The sequence below is a fragment of the Micromonospora sp. NPDC005203 genome, from assembly GCF_042872705.1.
GTDB lineage: Bacteria > Actinomycetota > Actinomycetes > Mycobacteriales > Micromonosporaceae > Micromonospora.
This window is the reverse complement of the sequence record NZ_JBIAKV010000019.1, coordinates 59,860-75,487: the sequence shown is the minus strand read 5'-3', so window position 1 is coordinate 75,487 and position 15,628 is coordinate 59,860. Positions and strand designations below refer to the sequence as shown.

Genomic DNA, 15,628 nt, shown 5'->3' with positions numbered 1-15,628 from the left:
CGGAGCCGAGCGTTATTCGTCTGCCACCACGCAGAGGCCGCCGTTGAGCGTGATCTCCTGCGGCAGTTGCGTGCCGGAGGCGACGAGCGCCAGCGACACCGTGCCGCCCGGCGGGAGCACCGCGTTTCGACCGGTGTTGCCCACCCGCAGATAGCTGTTGTTGGGACGGTCGACGACCTTCGCGCCCCAGATGCCGTGGACCTGCTGGCTGGCCCAGAACCGCCACGTCATCGTCCACCCGTTGATCGCCGTGGTGCCGGTGTTCTTCACGGCGAGGTGCGCCACGAAGCCGTCCGGCCACTGCCGCACGTCGGACCGGACCGAGCAGCTCGGCGGCGGTGGCAGGGTGGTGACGGTGACCGGTGCGGACAGTGGGGACAGGTTTCCGACCTCGTCGCGGGCCCGCACGACGAAGGTGTACGTGGTGTTCGGCGTCAACCCGCTGATCTGGGTGCTGTTCACGGGCGGGTACTGCGACACCTCACGGACCAGGGTGAGAGCGCCGCCAGCGCCGACCCGGAACACCTCGTACCGGTCGAGCACGACGTTGTCCACCGAGTGCGCCCAGCGCAGCGAGACCTGCGTGGCGGCGACGGTGTAGGCCACCGGTTGACCCGGCGCACCCGGCGGCTGCTCGTCGCCCGGTGGCAGGGTCACCCGCAGGGTCGGGTTGGACACCGAGCTGTTGCCGGCCGCGTCCAGCGCCCACACCGAGAAGGTGTACGTGCGCGAGGGCCGCAGGTCGGTGACCCGGATGCTGTTGGTGTCGGTCGAGTACTGGGCGCCGGTGTCCTCGAATCGCGCGCCGACCGGGTAGCGGACCACGCCCACGTTGTCGGTCGAGGCCGCCCAGGTCAGCTCGACCGAGGTGGTGTCGATGGCGACGACAGTGATCGCGCCGGGGGCGGTGGGGCGTTCGGTGTCGTCGGCGGCGGCGTACGCCGGGGTGGTGCCGGCGGCGACCAGAGTTGCCGCCAGTGCGCACGCGACAAACGCGGCGGCCCTGGACCGGGTTGCTCGCAACGGATGGTGACGCACCATGGATCCCTCGCTTCCGGATGACCGCAGCGGACCATGCATTGACTGCCTTGAATGATAAGGCAGCGGTGGTCAGGGCGGTGTCCCGTCAGCCGACGAGGCGGCGCTCCCAGGCCCACGCGGCGATCTCCACCCGGTTGCGAGCCTTGAGCTTCATCTGCACACTCGCCAGGTGGGTCTTGACCGTGCCGACGGCGATGAAGAGCCCGGCGGCGATCTCGGCGTTGGTCAGGCCCCGGGCGACGAGCTTCACGACGTCGAGTTCCCGTGGTGACAACCCGGTGTCGACGCGCGCCGGGGCGGGCGGGCTGAGGTGCTCCAGCAGCCGTACCGTGATGGAGGGGCTGATCAGCGCGTCACCGGACACGGCCGCGCGGACCGCCTCCACCAGCAACGTCGGGCCGGAGTCCTTGAGCAGGAAACCGCAGGCGCCGTTGGCGAGCGCGGTGTGCACGTACTCGTCGAGGTCGAAGGTCGTCACCACGACCACCCGGATCGGGTCGGCGGCGCCCGGCCCGGCGATCAGCCGCAGTGCTTCCAGCCCGTCGAGGCGGGGCATCCGGATGTCCAGCAGCACCACGTCCGGGCGCAGCCGCCGGGCCAACTCCACGGCGATGACCCCGTCGGCGGCCTCGCCGACCACCTCCATGTCCGGCTGGGCTCCGATGATCATGCCGAAGCCGGTCCGGACCATCGCCTGGTCGTCGGCGATCAACACCCGGATCATCGCCCCACCGCCACCCGCAGCGGGAACGCCGCGTCGAGCACCCAGCCACCGGCGACGCCCGGTCCGGCGGTGATCGTGCCGCCGAGGGCGCGTGCCCGCTCGGTCAGGCCGATCAGGCCGAAGCCGTGGCCCCGGGCGGGCGCAGTCCGCCCGGCCGCACCGTCGTCGGCGACCCGGACGAGCAACCAGTCCGGGGTACGACGCACGGCGACGTCCACCGATCGGGCGTCCGGGGCATGCTGGCGGGCGTTGGTCAGCCCTTCCATCACCACCCGGTACGCCGAGGTGGAGACCTCCACCGGCAGTCCGTCCAGGTCACCGTCGACGTACAGGCGTGCCGGGGCGCTCGCCGTGCCGTTGAACCCTTCCAGCAGCGGCGGCAACTCGGTCACGCCCGCCAGGGGGGCCAACGGCGCGTCCGGCGGGGTGTCCGGGTTGCGCAGAACGCCGACCATCCGGCGCATCGAGGCCATCGTCTCCGTGCCGGCCCGCTCGATCTGCTCCAACGCCACGATCACCCGAAGAGGGTCCTGCTCGGCGACGAACCGGGCACCCTGCGCCTGCACCACGATGCCTGTCACGTGGTGGGCGATGAAGTCGTGCAGGTCCCGGGCGAACTCCGCGCGCTGCTCGGCGCGCACCAGCGCGATCGCCCGGTCCCGACCGGCCGCCATGATCCGCAGATAGAGCCCCACCCCGGCGGCGCCGGCCGCGGCGAGCACCTGGAGCAGCCCGAAGATCACCAGCAGGTTCTCGGTGCCGGAGCGCAGCGGCGCCGCGGCGACGGCCAGCCCGACGGCCACCGCCGCCCACGGGGCGAGCCGCGGCGCGCCCCAGCGGGTGACCACGAAGACCACACCGATCAGTCCGGCCGACTCGGCGAGCCCCCAGCTGCCCCCGAAGAGGTAACTGTTGCCGGCGAGGAACAGGACGGCCGCCGTCACGGCCAGTGAGGCGCAGGCGAGCGCCAACGCGGCCAGCGGCACCACCCGCGAACCCAGCCGGTGCACCGGCAGCCAGAGCGGCACCGTCGCCACCGCCAGCCCCATGCGCACCAGCAGGAGCAGGAGTGCGGCCAGGCTCTCGGGCGCGCCGAGCCGGAGGTCGAAGAGGGTGAGCAGCCCCAGGGCCAGCAGGCCGGCGGCCTGGGCCAGGCGTACCCACCAGTGTCGAAGATCCGGCGTGCTCATGGTGACCCAGCGTAGCCAGCGGACGGCGCGGGCAGATCGGCCGAAAGACAGACCCGGCACTGGCGATACCCGGCCACGGGCCGATGTGCCCACCCGCCGGTGGCGGCGACGCTGTCCGGGCCACATCGCAGCCACCGGCTGTCCAGCCAACTCGCAGCCACCGGCTGTCCAGCCAACTCGCAGCCACCGGCTGTCCAGCCACATCGCAGCCACTGGAGGAACAATGACAACCCACGCCCCGCCGGAGACCAGCCACGCCGCGGTCGCCGCGGTCGACCTGGTGAAGGTGTACGGCAGCGGCGACACCGCCGTCCGTGCCCTGGACGGGGTTTCGGTCGGCTTCGGCCGGGCCGAGTTCACCGCCATCATGGGCTCGTCCGGGTCCGGCAAGTCGACGCTGATGCACTGCCTCGCCGGCCTCGACACGGCTACCTCCGGCCGCGTCCTGCTCGGCGGCACGGTACTGACCGGCCAGTCGGACCGGACGCTGACCCGGGTACGCCGGGAGCGGATCGGATTCGTGTTCCAGTCTTTCAACCTGCTGCCGCAGCTCACCGCCGCGCAGAACATCACCCTGCCGCTGGACCTCGCCGGCCGCCAGCCCGACGCCGAACTACTCGCGCACCTGGTGCGGGTGCTGGGCCTCGGCGACCGGCTCGACCACCGGCCCAGCGAACTCTCCGGCGGCCAGCAGCAGCGGGTCGCGTTGGCCCGCGCCCTGGTGGCGCGGCCCGAGGTGGTCTTCGCCGACGAGCCGACCGGCAACCTCGACTCCCGCTCCGGCGCGGAGGTGCTCACCATCCTGCGCGACTCGGTACGCGACCTCGGCCAGACCGTCGTCATGGTCACCCACGACCCGATCGCCGCCGCCTACGCCGACCGGGTGGTGCTGCTCGCCGACGGCCGGGTCGCCGGCGAGATCGACCGGCCGGACCAGGTGTCGGTCACCGACGCGCTGCGTGAGCTGGCGGCCCGCGCGTGAGGGCGACAGTGCTGCGTACCCAGACGAGCGCCGCGGCCCGGCGGCCCGGCCGGCTGATTCTGACCGGCCTGGCGATCCTGGTCGCCTCCTTCGTCGTCTTCGGCACCGTGCTGGTGCAGCAGATCACCGAGCGGACCGTGCGGGACAACCTCAGCGGCACCCCGGCCGGCACCGACCTGGTGATCGGCAGCGTCGACGTGCCGCCACCCACGGCGGACGTGCGGCAGATCCGGGCCGTGCCCGGGGTGGCCGAGGCGGTGGCCCGGGTGGCGACCGGGGTCTCCATCGGCGCGGGGTACCTCAACCTCCAGGCCGATCCGGGACGTGGCCCGCTGAGCACGGTCCGGGTGATCGAGGGGAGCTACCCGGACCAGCCCGGCGAGATCGCGATCACCCCGCGTACCGCCGAGCGGCTCGGGCTCTCGGTCGGCACCACCACCAGCGGTACCGGCGGCGAACTCACCACACCAGCTCCCCTGATCGTGACCGGCGTCGTGGAGGTCGGCGCCGACGCCGGTTACGACGCGTACGCCCCGGACAGCGCCGTGATCGCCTGGGCGCGCCTGACGGGGGTGGAGCGCGTCGACGTGCGGGTCGCTCCGGACGCCTCGACGGAGGACGTCCGGCGACGGGTGAGCGCGGCGGTCGCCGGCCAGCCGATCCGCTCCGGCGCGCAGGTGCGCGACGCCGAGGCCAACGCGGCGGCCGAGCAGGTCGGGAAGCTCTTCATCCTGGTCGGCGTGTTCGTCTCCATCGCGGTCGCCGCGGCGGCGCTGGTGGTCACCTCGACCTTCCGCATCGTCTTCGCCCAGCGGATGCGGCAGCTCGCGCTGCTGCGGGCCGTCGGCGCGAGTCGGGGCACCCTGGTCGGCGCGTTGACCGCCGAGGGCGCCCTGACCGGGCTGGTCGCCGGCGTCGTCGGGGTCGCCAGCGCCCTCACCCTCGGGTACGCGTTGCCGGCGATCCTGCGCGCCACCGGCCACGAGGTCTCCTCGCCGGGCCTGCCCCTGGCGGCGGCGATCACGGTGGTGGTCGGCGCCGTGGTGATCACCGTGCTGGCCGTGCTGGCACCGGCGCTCTCGGCCGCCCAGGTCTCGCCGCTGGAGGCGCTGCGGACGGCGAGCGTCACCGCGGGCCGGCGCGGCATCGGTGTGCTGCGTCTGGTCTTCGGCCTGCTCCTGGCCGCCGGCGCGGTCCTGGCGGCCCTCGCCACGATCAGCCGGTTGCCGAAGCCGGACCAGTCGGAATACGACCCGTCGAGGCCACTGCTCCTGCTTGTCGCGTCCGGCGCGCTGGCGTTCTTCGCGCTGGTGGCCCTCGGACCGCTGCTGGTGCGCCCGGTGCTGGCCGTGGTCGGTTGGCCGCTGCGCCAGCTCGGGCCGCTCGGGCGGATGTCGGTCGGCGGGATCGGCGGGGCGCCGCGCCGCGCGGCCGCGGTCTCCGTCGTGGTGGCGCTGGGCGTGACCCTGATCTCCGGGGTGGTCATCGGCGGTGCGTCGTTGCAGATCCTCGCCGACCGCGAGATGGCGCTCTCGGCGCCGACCGACTTCGAGGTCACCGGCAACGGTCAGCCGCTGCCGCCGGACCTGGTGACCCGGGCCGAGGCGGCGCGCGGCGCACTGGCCCGGGTGGTGCCGTACCGGATGGTCGGCGACGCCACGCTGCTGCGCGGCGCCGACAAGCTCGGCGACGTCGAGGCCGCCTACCCGACAAGCGACCTGGACCTGGCGGCGTTGCCGAGCACCGGTGACCTGGACGTGGCCCAGGGCACCCTGGCCGATCGTGGCCCTGGCCGGATCGTGCTCAACAGCTGGGTCGCCCGGGACGCGGGTCTGCGGGCCGGCGACACCGTCACGCTCGCTGTCGCCGCCGGTCGGGTCGAGGTGCGGGTGGCCGCGGTCCTGCCCGGTAACGGCCCGCTGCACGCGGGCATCCTCGCCGATCCGGCCGACCTGGACCGGATCGGCGTGCCGGCCGCGTACACCGGTCTGCTGGCCGACGCGGCCGGCGCCGGCGAGGACGGTCGCACCGCCGGCGTGCGGGCGCTGCGGCAGGCGATCGCTGGCAGCGAAGGGGTGGGCCTCGCGGTGCTCGCCGACGAACGGGACCGCCACGGCGAGTTGGTGCGCACCCTGGTCTGGATCGCGGTGGGCCTGGTCGGCCTGACCGTGCTGATCGCGGTCGTCGGCGTGGGCTCCACGACCGCGCTGTCGGTGGTGGAGCGGATCCGCGAATCCGGTCTGCTCCGGGCGATCGGCCTGTCCCGGACGGGCCTGCGCACGATGCTGACCGTCGAGTCCGGCCTGTACGGGGTGATCGGCGCGACCATCGGCCTGGTGCTCGGCGTCCCGTACGCCTGGTTGGCGGTCCAGGCCCTCGGGATCGAGGCACCGCTGACCGCGCCCCTGCTGCCGCTGGCCGGGCTGTTCGTGGTGCTCGTCGGGTTGACCGCGCTGGCCGGGGTGCTGCCGGCCCGTCGGGCGTCGCGGGTCAGCCCGGTGGTGGCGCTGGGGGCCGACAACTGAGCACCCCGTGGGCCGGCACCGCAACGTGGCGCCGGCTCACGGCAGGCCCTCGGGCGGGTGTCAAATCCCCTGGCCGGCCTGCGGCGGGCCCAGACGACGACCGGCCGCGTTGGAGACCGGCCCGGATACAACACCGGTATCCAGACCAGTCTCCGCCTTGCCGGACCGCCGCCTGGACTCCGCCTCGGCTCGGCCGAGGACTTCGACACCCGCCCTAACTGGGGTTGTTGGCGTGGGTCAGCGTCTCCCAGGCGACGAAGAGGTTGTTGGTGCCGGCCGGTCGTTGTTGCAGCGTGAGCGTCTGCGTGTTGGTCATGACGTTACCCAGCCGGGTGCTCATCGCGTTGAAGCCGACCTCGGTGATCGGCCCCAGGCCCCGGGTGAGGCTGCCGCCGCAGAGCCAGGAGGGCGGTGCCTCGCCGAGCTGGTAGCGGGAGTGGAGGCCGAGCGCCTGGCGCAACCGTTCACCGACCTGCGGGTACAGGTCCCGTCCCTGAATCCGGGAGGTCTCCGCGACGTGCGAGATGGCGGAGATCCCGTAGCCGGTGTGGACGAAGTCGCGGCAGGTCTCCTGCGCGAGGCCGGCGACGAAGGTGGACTGGCCCTGCCAGTAGCCGATGATCTCCGAGCTGGTGTCCAGACCGCTGCCGGGCGTGGTGTACGGCAGCGCGCCGTCGCTGGGCAGGTAGACGAAGGCCCGGGTGCGGTTGAGGAAGCGGGTGACGGCGGCGTCGTAGGCGCTGCGGTCGTCCAGGAAGACCGAGATGCCGACCGCCGCCTCCATCATGGTCAGTTCCCAGTTGCCGTTGCTGTTCGAGCCGTTGCGCACCACCGGCAGGTAGACGTTGCGCAGCATGGTGGCGAAGCGGTTGGCGTTGGGCCAGCTCGTGTACGTGTATTTGATGATCTCGGCGGCCCGGGGCCAGACCGAGGCCGCCCAGCCGGTTTGCAGCGGGGCATTGCTGCCGGTGTGCGCGGTGATCGTGGCCGACCACGCGTCCATGATCTGGATCGACTTCTGCGCGTACCGGGCGTCGCCGGTGACGTACCAGGCGAGCGCGTCGGTGTACGCGGCGATTGCGTCCTCCCGCTCCTCGGTGCAGCCGTTGTTGGGGTTGGAGTAGGAGCCGCACTCGACCACCGAGCGGGGTGCCGGGGTGCGCGACAGCGAGGCGTACCGGCTGCCCATCATCTGGCTGTAGGCCGACGCCCACGGCTGCGCGGCGGCCTGCACCCGACCGCGGACGAAGTCGAGCTGACCCCGGCTGACCAGCACGCCGGGGTGCGTGAAACCACCGGACGGGGGTGGTGTGGTGCCACCGCCGGTGGGCAGCGTCCAGGTCTGGTTGGCGGTGCCGGTGCAACTCCAGATCTGGAGCGGGGTGCCGTCGGCGGTGCTCTGGCCGGTCGCGTCGAGGCACTTGCCGGAGGTGGGGTTGACCACCTGCCCGGCGGTGGACGACCACTGCTGCGCCCCGGTGCCGTTGCAGTCGTAGATCTGCACCCGGGCGCCGTTGGCGGTGCTGGCGGCGGCGATGTCGAGGCACCTGCCCAGCGCCCGGATCGTGCCGTCGTCGCCGACCGTCCACTGTTGCGCCGTCGAGCCGTTGCAGGTGTAGAGCTGGACCGCTGTGTTGTTGGCCGGGTTCGCGGCGGCCACGTCGACGCACTTGCCGCCGTATCCGGTGATGGCGCCCGTCGCGGCCGCCATCGCGGGTGCGCCGCCGACCGTCAGGCCGGTCGGTACGGCGAGCAGGGCCGCGGCGAGCGCGGAGGTCAGTCTGATGCGGGGGCGGCGGGGCAGGGGCCCGGCCAATCGTCGCGCCATGTGGGGTCCTTCCGGGGCGGCGAAACAACTGTAAAGTGTGTTTATCATTACAGTCGTACGCACGGATATCAATGTCTTCGTCGCCCCACACGCCCTAAGGGTGCATGGACGCACCCTTGAGCACCTTGTCCACCACGGTGCGCGGAGCGTGCAGCGCCACGCCGACCAGGTCGAGCTTGTCCCGGCCGACGGCCTGCACTGCGGCCCGGTTGTCCCGGTCGTTGCCGGTGGCGAACAACTCCGACGTGAAGACCGCCATCCGCAACCCACGGGCCAGGGCGCGCGCGTGCGCGCCGACAAGGGTGGCCCGGTCACCGGCGAAGACCAGCACCGGCTGGCCGAACATCGGCAGGTAGGTGGTCCCGTCCGCGTCGCGGTACTCCTCGCCGAGCAGCTCCGGCACGGCGTTCGCGATGCCACTGACCAGAAAGGCCGTGACGTTGAGCCGCTGCCAGCTCGCCAGGTCGTTGCGGAGCAGTACGGCGATCTTCGTGGGATAGCGGATCGGTGTGGTCATGGCGTCGAGCCTGCCCGCCGCGACACCGACCGGTCTTGTACGTTCTTAGCGTGGCCACCCGCCCGCCGGGCTCGCACGTCAGCGCGTGGCGACCTGCGGTAGCCGGGGTCGCCGAGGTCTTCCACGCCCATTTCGTGGACCACGCCTACCCCCGGCACATCCACGACGTGTGGACGCTGCTGATCGTCGACGACGGCGCGGTCCGCTTCGACCTCGACCGACACCGACACGGCGCGCTGCGCACCTCGGTCACCCTGCTGCCGCCGTACGTGCCGCACGACGGCCGCTCCGCCACCGCGAACGGGTTCCGCAAGCGGGTCCTGTACCTCGACACCTCGGCGCTCGGGGCCGAGCTGGTCGGCCGGGCGGTCGACGAGCCGGACCTGGCCGACCCACGGCTGCGCGACCGGATCGACCACCTGCACCGGGTGCTCGCCGCACCCGGTGACGAGTTCGAGGCCGAGAGTCGGCTCGCGCTCATCCTGGACCGGTTGCGCGGGCAGCTCCACAAGCGCACCCCGGTCAGCCTCGCGCCGCCCGCTGGTGGCCTCGCGGCCCGACTGCGGGAGCTGCTGGACTCCCGGACCGTCGAGGGCGTCACGCTGGGGGAGGCCGCCGAGCAGCTGCACGCCCACCCGACCCACCTGGTCCGCACGTTCACCCATGCGCACGGGGTGCCACCCCACTCGTACCTGACCGGTCGCCGGGTCGAGCTGGCGCGCCGCCTGCTCCTCGCCGGGGAGCGGCCCGCCGCGGTCGCCGTCGCGGCCGGCTTCTTCGACCAGGCGCACCTCAACCGCCACTTTCGGCGGCACCTGGGCGTCAGCCCGGCGCGCTACCCGAGCGCCCGGCGACGAACCCAACGCTCCGGCGAGGGCTGACCGCGATCAGGCGAGCTGTCCGCCGATGACGGTGAGCAGCCGCAGTCTCTCGTCGCTCACCGACCCGGGCACCGCGGTGAAGACCAGCAACGTCTGGGACTCGTCGGGGTCCACCAGGGTCTGACAGTGCAACTCCAACGCCCCGACCTCCGGGTGCAGGAAGCGCTTCGGCGGGCAGTGGCCGGCCGGCACCGGGTGCTCCCGCCAGAGCTGGGCGAACTCCGGGCTCCGGGCCAGGAGATCATCGACGAGGGTCGCGGCCCGTGACCCCCGGCCATCGCGGGTGTACGAGGCGTGCAGGCTCGCCACGAGCAGGCGGCTCTGCGTGTGGTGGTCCTCCGCCGGGTGCGGCCGCCGCGCCGCCGGGTCGGTGAACCAGCGGTGGTGCGCGCTGCGGGCCAGCCCGGTGTGCCGGGTCTCGTCGCCGAGCAGGGCGATGGCCGGCGCGGTCTGCGCCAGGGTCTCGCCGAGGTGGTTCACCACCTGGGCCGGTGTGTCGTGCATCCGGTCGAGGATCCGCATCATTCCCGGGTTGACGTGGTCAGCCCGTACCGTCCGGTGGGGGACGGCGTGGCCGGCGAGTTGGAACAGGTGATCCCGTTCGGCCCGGGAGAGCCGCAGGCCCCGGGCCAGGGCGGAGAGCATCTGCTCCGACGGGTGTGGCCCCCGCTGCTGCTCCAACCGGCCGTAGTAGTCGGTGGACATTCCGCTCAACGTGGCAACTTCTTCGCGCCGTAGCCCACGGGTACGCCGACGTTGGCCCCGGGGCAACCCGACGTCCTCGGGCTGGAGTGCCTCCCGCCGGGTGCGCAGGAAGCTGGCGAGCTGGGCGCGGTCCACGGTGTCTCATCCTTCACCCGGTCGGATTGGTGGGTGCCGGCGGTGGCCGGCACAACGGGTGCAACAGGCGCGCAGGGGTGCAATGTTCCGCGAGTGGACGGCCTGGACCGCCGGCGCCGGGCGGGCCTGTCGAGGGCGCCATCGCAGCGAGCTCGACGGCCGAGGCACCGCCGCCACGCAGGGTGCTCCCTCGACCATTGTCGGGCTCCGCGACCGGTCAGGCGTACGGCCAGGTTCCGGCACGCCCCGCGCCCGCTCAGCTACTGCGGTCGGTGGACCGTACGGGACAGCGCGCAGCTGTACCAGCTCATCGCGCTCGGCCGAGCGTCGGCGGTCCTGCCCGAGTCCTGCCGGGCCGACCTGCGCCGCGATCTCGTCGCCGTGCCGGTGCTGGACGCGCCAACCGTGACGACGGTGATCGCGTGGCCGCCGCACAGTCGGTCCCCGGCCCTCGCCGGGCTGATCCGGACCGCGATCCGCCTCTAGCGCGCGGTGCTACTCGCTGCTCTAGCCCGCGGTGGTATTCGCTGATCGACACCCCGACGTCCGGCCGGAACGGGACGGCCGATCGTTTCGCCGCCAGGTGGTCACGAAACCCGGCGGCGAACCGTCACAACTGACGGTTAGTCTGCCAGCGCGCGTCGACGCCCCCGGTACCTCGCGTCACGCGCCGGCGCAGGCACGGCACGTCGCCACCACCATTCGGCGCTCAATCGACTTCAGGAGAGTTAGTGACACAGCAATCCGTCGCGACATCGGACAAACTCGACGGCGCGGTGCTCAAGGTGGCAGGCGTTGTCGTCCTCGGCGCGATCATGTCGATCCTCGACGTGACAGTGGTCAGTGTGGCGCTGCCCAGATTCCAGGACGAGTTCGACGCGTCGTACGCCCGCGTCGCGTGGACGATGACCGCCTACACCCTCGCGCTCGCCACCGTGATCCCGCTCAGCGGCTGGGCGGCCGACCGGTTCGGCACCAAGCGCCTCTACATGGTGGCGCTGGCCCTGTTCACCATCGGGTCGGGGCTCTGCGCCACCGCCGACACGATCGGCGAGCTGATCGGCTACCGCGTGCTCCAGGGCCTCGGCGGCGGCATGCTGATGCCGCTGGGCATGACCATCATGACCCGCGCGGCGGGGCCGCACCGGATCGGCCGACTGATGGCCGTCCTGGGCATCCCGATGCTGCTCGGGCCGATCGGCGGCCCGATCCTCGGCGGCTGGCTGATCGACACCGCGAGCTGGCACTGGATCTTCCTGATCAACCTGCCGATCGGTGTCGTCGGCCTGATCTACGCGCAGATGGCGCTGCCGAAGGACGCCCCCGAGCCGTCCGAGTCGTTCGACTTCGTCGGCATGCTCATGCTCTCGCCGGGCCTGGCGCTCTTCCTCTACGGCGTGTCGTCGCTGCCGGAGGCGGGCACCTTCGCCGCGACCAAGGTCTGGGCGCCGATGCTCGTCGGCGGCGCGCTGGTGGTGGCGTTCGTGCTCTACTCGTTCAAGCCCCGGCACCCGTTGCTCGACCTGCGGCTGTTCCGCAACCGCAGCCTGACCATCGCTTCGCTGACGCTGTTCGTGTTCATCATCGCGTTCATGGGCGCCGGCCTGCTGTTCCCGAGCTACTTCCTCCAGGTGCGTGGCGAGACGACGCTGACCGCCGGTCTGCTGATGGCCCCGCAGGGCATCGGCGCGTTGCTCACCATGCCGATCGCCGGCATCCTGGCCGACCGGGTGCCGATCGGGCGGACCGTCCCGTTCGCGCTGGCGCTGATCGTCATCGGGTTCTTCGGCTTCACCCAGGTCGATCCGCAGACCTCGTACCTGTTGCTCGAGGGCTCGCTGTTCGTGATGGGCCTGGGCATGGGCGGCACGATGATGCCGATCATGACGTCGGCGTTGCGGACGTTGTCGGCCGACGACGTGGCGCGCGGCTCGACGCTTGTCAACATCCTCCAGCAGATCGGCGGCTCGGTCGGTGCCGCCGTCATGTCGGTGATCCTCACCAACGAGCTGAACGGATCCCGGCCGATCCCCGGCCTGGTGGACGAGAGCGGCAAGCCGATCACCGAGGCCGGGCTGGCCATCGCCTCCCAGCAGCGGCCGGAGCTGCTCCAGCAGATGCCGGTGGACCCGTCGATCATCGAGCGCGGGCTCGACTTCGCCGCCAAGTCGTTCGCCACCACGTTCTGGGTCGCGTTCGCGCTTGTCGTGCTCACGTTCGTCCCGGCGGCCCTGCTGCCGCGCCGACGTCAGCCGGCGCAACTCGACGACCCGCAGGGCGAGCAGGTCCGGACGCCCGTCGTCATCCACTGATGCGACGCGCCCGCCGCGCTCAGCGCCTCCTCCGGAGGTGAGCGCGGCGGGCGCGGCAGCGAATCAGCGCAACGGGCCGTCGCCGGGTCCGTCCGGGTCCTCGACCACGTGGATCGCGGCCTCTTCGGCGCTTGCCCCACCCGCGTCGATGCCGGCGTCCCACGCCACCGACTCGGCCTCGTCATCCTCCCGGACACCCTCGTCGTAGGCGACGAGGCGGCCCGCGCGGGCCTCGCTCTCGTACCCCCGGCGGGTCAGCTCGTCCTCGTCGTCGTCGCCCTCGGCGTAGGGGTCGACATCCGGCACCTCCTGGGCGAGGTGCTGCGCCACGGACTCGCCCGCCCGCTCCTCGGCCGGCGTGGTGCCGAACCGGTTGGCGGCGGTCCAGTGGTCCTCGGCCACGATGCCGGTGTCGAGGGGGTCGCCGACCCGGTCGTCGTCGAGGGTGTCGGAGGCGTCCAGGACTCCGTCGTCCTCGGCCACGTTCCACTCGTCGACGGAATCCATCCGTTCGGTCTGGCTCACGGCGGTCTCCTCTTCGTCACGGTGCACCAAAGTGCCCAGCCTATGACCGTGCAACGCCGGCGAGCGCCGAGGCGTGCCCGCTGTGACGAACCGCCCTCGGCCGCACCGGTTCAGCGCCTGAGCAGCTCGACCACGGCCGCGGTGAACTCCGCCGGCTGCTCGATGTGGGCGAAGTGCCCGCTCTGCTCCAGCAGCACCAGCCGCGAGTCCTTGAGGCCCGCGTGCAGTTCCTCGGCGCGGCGTGGGGGGCAGATGAAGTCGTACGCGCCGACGATCACCACGGCGGGCACGGCGATCTCCGCCAGGTCCTCCCGCACGTCGAAGGGCGTCGGGTCCTGCGCGCTCGCCGGCGCCAACGAGATCCGGACAGCGGCCTGGAACGGGGCGAACTCGTCCTGTCGGCCCCAGAAGTCCGCGAAGTAGACCGGAAGGGCGGCGCGCAGGGCCGCCGCCAACGACTCGTCGTCGGTGGCAGCGCCGATCTGTCCGAAGGCCGCCGGGACCGCCGCCGCCTCCGGCCGGTCCGGGTGCCGCTGCGGGTACGCGGCCAGCCCGGCCATCGCCTCGGCCCAGAACTCCGCGCCGGTCACGGGCGAGGTGTCGTACAGGGCGAGACCGGCGATCCGGTCCGGGTGGGCGAGCGCGTACCGCTGGACGACGAAACCGCCGTGCGAGTGCCCGAGGAGGTACACCCGGGGTGCGCCGAGGTGCTGGACGACGGCGTCGAGGAACCGGACATACGTGTCGAGACGGTAGTCGGCGGGGTCGTCGAGGCGCCCCGAGGCGCCGGTGCCGACCGGCTCGACGTACACCATCGTGAAGTGCTCTTCCAGGCCCGGCGTCCGCAGGTACGCCCACTCGATGCCGGGGCCGCCGGAGTGCGCCACGCACACCGGGCCGGTGCCGGCGACGTGGTAGACCTGCCGGACGCCGTCGACGAGGAAGGTGTGCGCGCCCGGTGCGAGGGCGCTGACGTCGTGGCTGGTGGAACCCATGAACTATCTCCCGATTCGAGACCCGCGCGGGCGTGCGCCGGCACGGCGACTGGTGCATGACACGGACCAGATGCCTGGGTCGACGGGAAAGTTCGCTCGGTCGGAGACGTTTTTTCAGCGCAGCGCGGGCACGGGGTGAAAGAGGGTGAGGCGGCGTACCCGCCCCTCGCGCAGCACCTGCAACCACAGCGCCGCGGGCGGACAGTGCTCCGGGTCGTCCGGTGGGCTGATCAGGTCGGTCTCCCAGATCAACACGTCGCCGCTGGCCACGACATTGCGCAGCCGCTGGCGTACCCCGGCGGTCAGGTCGCGGTTCATGCCGTTGACCGCCAGGTCACGGCCACCGCGCGGGCCACCCGGGACGAGCATCTCGGCGTTCGGCCACCAGTTCTCGCGCACGACCCGGTCGAAGTCGCCGCCCATCGCCGTGGCGATCATGTCGCGACCCTCCCGCCACCGGGACTCGCTCGCCGCGGCGACGTCGGTGTGCGCGGCGTCCGCCGCCGTGCGCAGGCCGCCGGTGAGCGCACGGCGGGCGTGGCTGAGCCGGCTGCGGACGGTGCCGACCGGGATCCCGCACACGGCCGCGATCTGCTCGTACGAGGACGCGTCGCTGAAGTAGCGCAGGAGCGTGACCAGCCGGTCCGGCTCGGACAGCCGCCCGATGGCGTGCCACACCCAGTCGCGCATCGCGCCCCGTTCCAGTGCCTCCTCCGGGGTGGGTGTGCCGGCCGGGCCGGCGAACCACTCCGGCTCGGCGACTGGGACGGCTCTGGGGCCGCGAAGCGCCGTCCGACTGTTGTTGCGGACGATGGCGCGCAACCACGGGCCGACGGCGGCCGGGTTGCGGACGTCGCCGATACGCCGCAGCGCCACCAGCATCGCGTCCTGCACCGCGTCCTCGGCGTCCGGCCCGTAGCCGAGGACGCTGAGCGCCACGGCCCGCATCTCGGCCTCGTGCCGGGCCAGCAGCGCACCGAGCGCCGCCGCGTCGCCGGCCTGCGCGAGCACCACCAGCTCCGTGTCACCCTGCGTCACGCCTACATCCTCCCGTGCGTCCCATTCGCGGCGGTCTGGGCGGCCTGCTCGGTGCCTGTCGCCCCCACCAGCCTACGACGGGTGACGGCGTCAATCTCTGGGCCGGAACCCGGACGGTCGTCCGCACGGCGACGGCGGCTGCCGGAAAGTGACGTACGTCGGTCGTAGCGTGGGAGGCATGACCAGACGCACTCTCGAAGCCCTGCCCTCGTGTGCGGCCGACGTCCGCG

Annotated in this window: 13 protein-coding genes; 4 read left to right on the top strand and 9 right to left on the bottom strand. The window is 72.5% G+C overall.

Going from position 1 to position 15,628, the window contains the following annotated elements; all coding sequences use genetic code 11:
- Positions 1-12: 12 nt before the first annotated feature.
- From ACFYPM_RS29640 to ACFYPM_RS29630, 3 genes are all read right to left on the bottom strand, one after another.
- Positions 13-1,041, bottom strand: coding sequence for a fibronectin type III domain-containing protein (locus ACFYPM_RS29640; protein ID WP_387203843.1), 1,029 nt, complete (start codon positions 1,039-1,041; stop codon positions 13-15).
- Between the two features lie 85 nt (positions 1,042-1,126).
- Positions 1,127-1,765: a response regulator gene (locus ACFYPM_RS29635; RefSeq protein WP_387203840.1), complete on the bottom strand. Its 639-nt coding sequence runs from the start codon at positions 1,763-1,765 to the stop codon at positions 1,127-1,129.
- On the bottom strand, positions 1,762-2,955 hold the full coding sequence (locus tag ACFYPM_RS29630) for a sensor histidine kinase (protein ID WP_387203838.1): 1,194 nt from the start codon (positions 2,953-2,955) through the stop codon (positions 1,762-1,764). Before ACFYPM_RS29630 ends, ACFYPM_RS29635 begins: the two co-directional genes overlap by 4 nt.
- Before the next feature lie 223 nt (positions 2,956-3,178).
- Between ACFYPM_RS29630 and ACFYPM_RS29625 the strand changes: the two genes are divergently transcribed.
- Together ACFYPM_RS29625 and ACFYPM_RS29620 are read left to right on the top strand one after the other, a co-directional pair.
- Complete coding sequence (locus ACFYPM_RS29625; RefSeq protein ID WP_387203835.1) at positions 3,179-3,937, top strand: ABC transporter ATP-binding protein; 759 nt, start codon at positions 3,179-3,181, stop codon at positions 3,935-3,937.
- Positions 3,934-6,462: an FtsX-like permease family protein gene (locus ACFYPM_RS29620; RefSeq protein WP_387203832.1), complete on the top strand. Its 2,529-nt coding sequence runs from the start codon at positions 3,934-3,936 to the stop codon at positions 6,460-6,462. Before ACFYPM_RS29625 ends, ACFYPM_RS29620 begins: the two co-directional genes overlap by 4 nt.
- 214 nt (positions 6,463-6,676) lie before the next feature.
- Here ACFYPM_RS29620 and ACFYPM_RS29615 read toward each other — a convergent pair whose 3' ends face one another.
- The gene (locus tag ACFYPM_RS29615; RefSeq protein WP_387203829.1) at positions 6,677-8,290 is read right to left on the bottom strand and encodes a ricin-type beta-trefoil lectin domain protein; all 1,614 of its coding nucleotides are present in this window, start codon (positions 8,288-8,290) and stop codon (positions 6,677-6,679) included.
- A gap of 94 nt (positions 8,291-8,384) precedes the next feature.
- A complete protein-coding gene (locus tag ACFYPM_RS29610) occupies positions 8,385-8,807 on the bottom strand; it encodes a DUF2000 family protein (protein WP_387203827.1) in 423 nt (140 codons plus the stop codon).
- Positions 8,808-8,857: 50 nt separating this feature from the next.
- On the opposite strand from ACFYPM_RS29610, the gene ACFYPM_RS29605 reads away from it, so the two are divergent.
- Positions 8,858-9,688, top strand: coding sequence for an AraC family transcriptional regulator (locus tag ACFYPM_RS29605; RefSeq protein WP_387203823.1), 831 nt, complete (start codon positions 8,858-8,860; stop codon positions 9,686-9,688).
- A gap of 6 nt (positions 9,689-9,694) precedes the next feature.
- Here ACFYPM_RS29605 and ACFYPM_RS29600 read toward each other — a convergent pair whose 3' ends face one another.
- On the bottom strand, positions 9,695-10,528 hold the full coding sequence (locus tag ACFYPM_RS29600) for a helix-turn-helix transcriptional regulator (protein ID WP_387203820.1): 834 nt from the start codon (positions 10,526-10,528) through the stop codon (positions 9,695-9,697).
- A 731-nt stretch (positions 10,529-11,259) separates the two neighbouring features.
- Here ACFYPM_RS29600 and ACFYPM_RS29595 point away from each other — a divergent pair.
- Positions 11,260-12,840 carry a DHA2 family efflux MFS transporter permease subunit gene (locus ACFYPM_RS29595; RefSeq protein WP_387203817.1) on the top strand — a complete coding sequence of 527 codons (1,581 nt, stop codon included), beginning with the start codon at positions 11,260-11,262 and terminating at the stop codon, positions 12,838-12,840.
- Positions 12,841-12,903: 63 nt separating this feature from the next.
- On the opposite strand, the gene ACFYPM_RS29590 is transcribed toward ACFYPM_RS29595, so the two are convergent.
- The 3 genes from ACFYPM_RS29590 to ACFYPM_RS29580 form a co-directional block, all read right to left on the bottom strand.
- A complete protein-coding gene (locus ACFYPM_RS29590) occupies positions 12,904-13,365 on the bottom strand; it encodes a DUF5709 domain-containing protein (protein WP_387203814.1) in 462 nt (153 codons plus the stop codon).
- A 110-nt stretch (positions 13,366-13,475) separates the two neighbouring features.
- Positions 13,476-14,360, bottom strand: a complete 885-nt coding sequence (locus ACFYPM_RS29585) for an alpha/beta fold hydrolase (protein WP_387203811.1) — start codon at positions 14,358-14,360, stop codon at positions 13,476-13,478.
- Between the two features lie 114 nt (positions 14,361-14,474).
- Positions 14,475-15,398, bottom strand: a complete 924-nt coding sequence (locus tag ACFYPM_RS29580) for an RNA polymerase sigma factor (protein WP_387203808.1) — start codon at positions 15,396-15,398, stop codon at positions 14,475-14,477.
- Between the last annotated feature and the right edge of the window lie 230 nt (positions 15,399-15,628).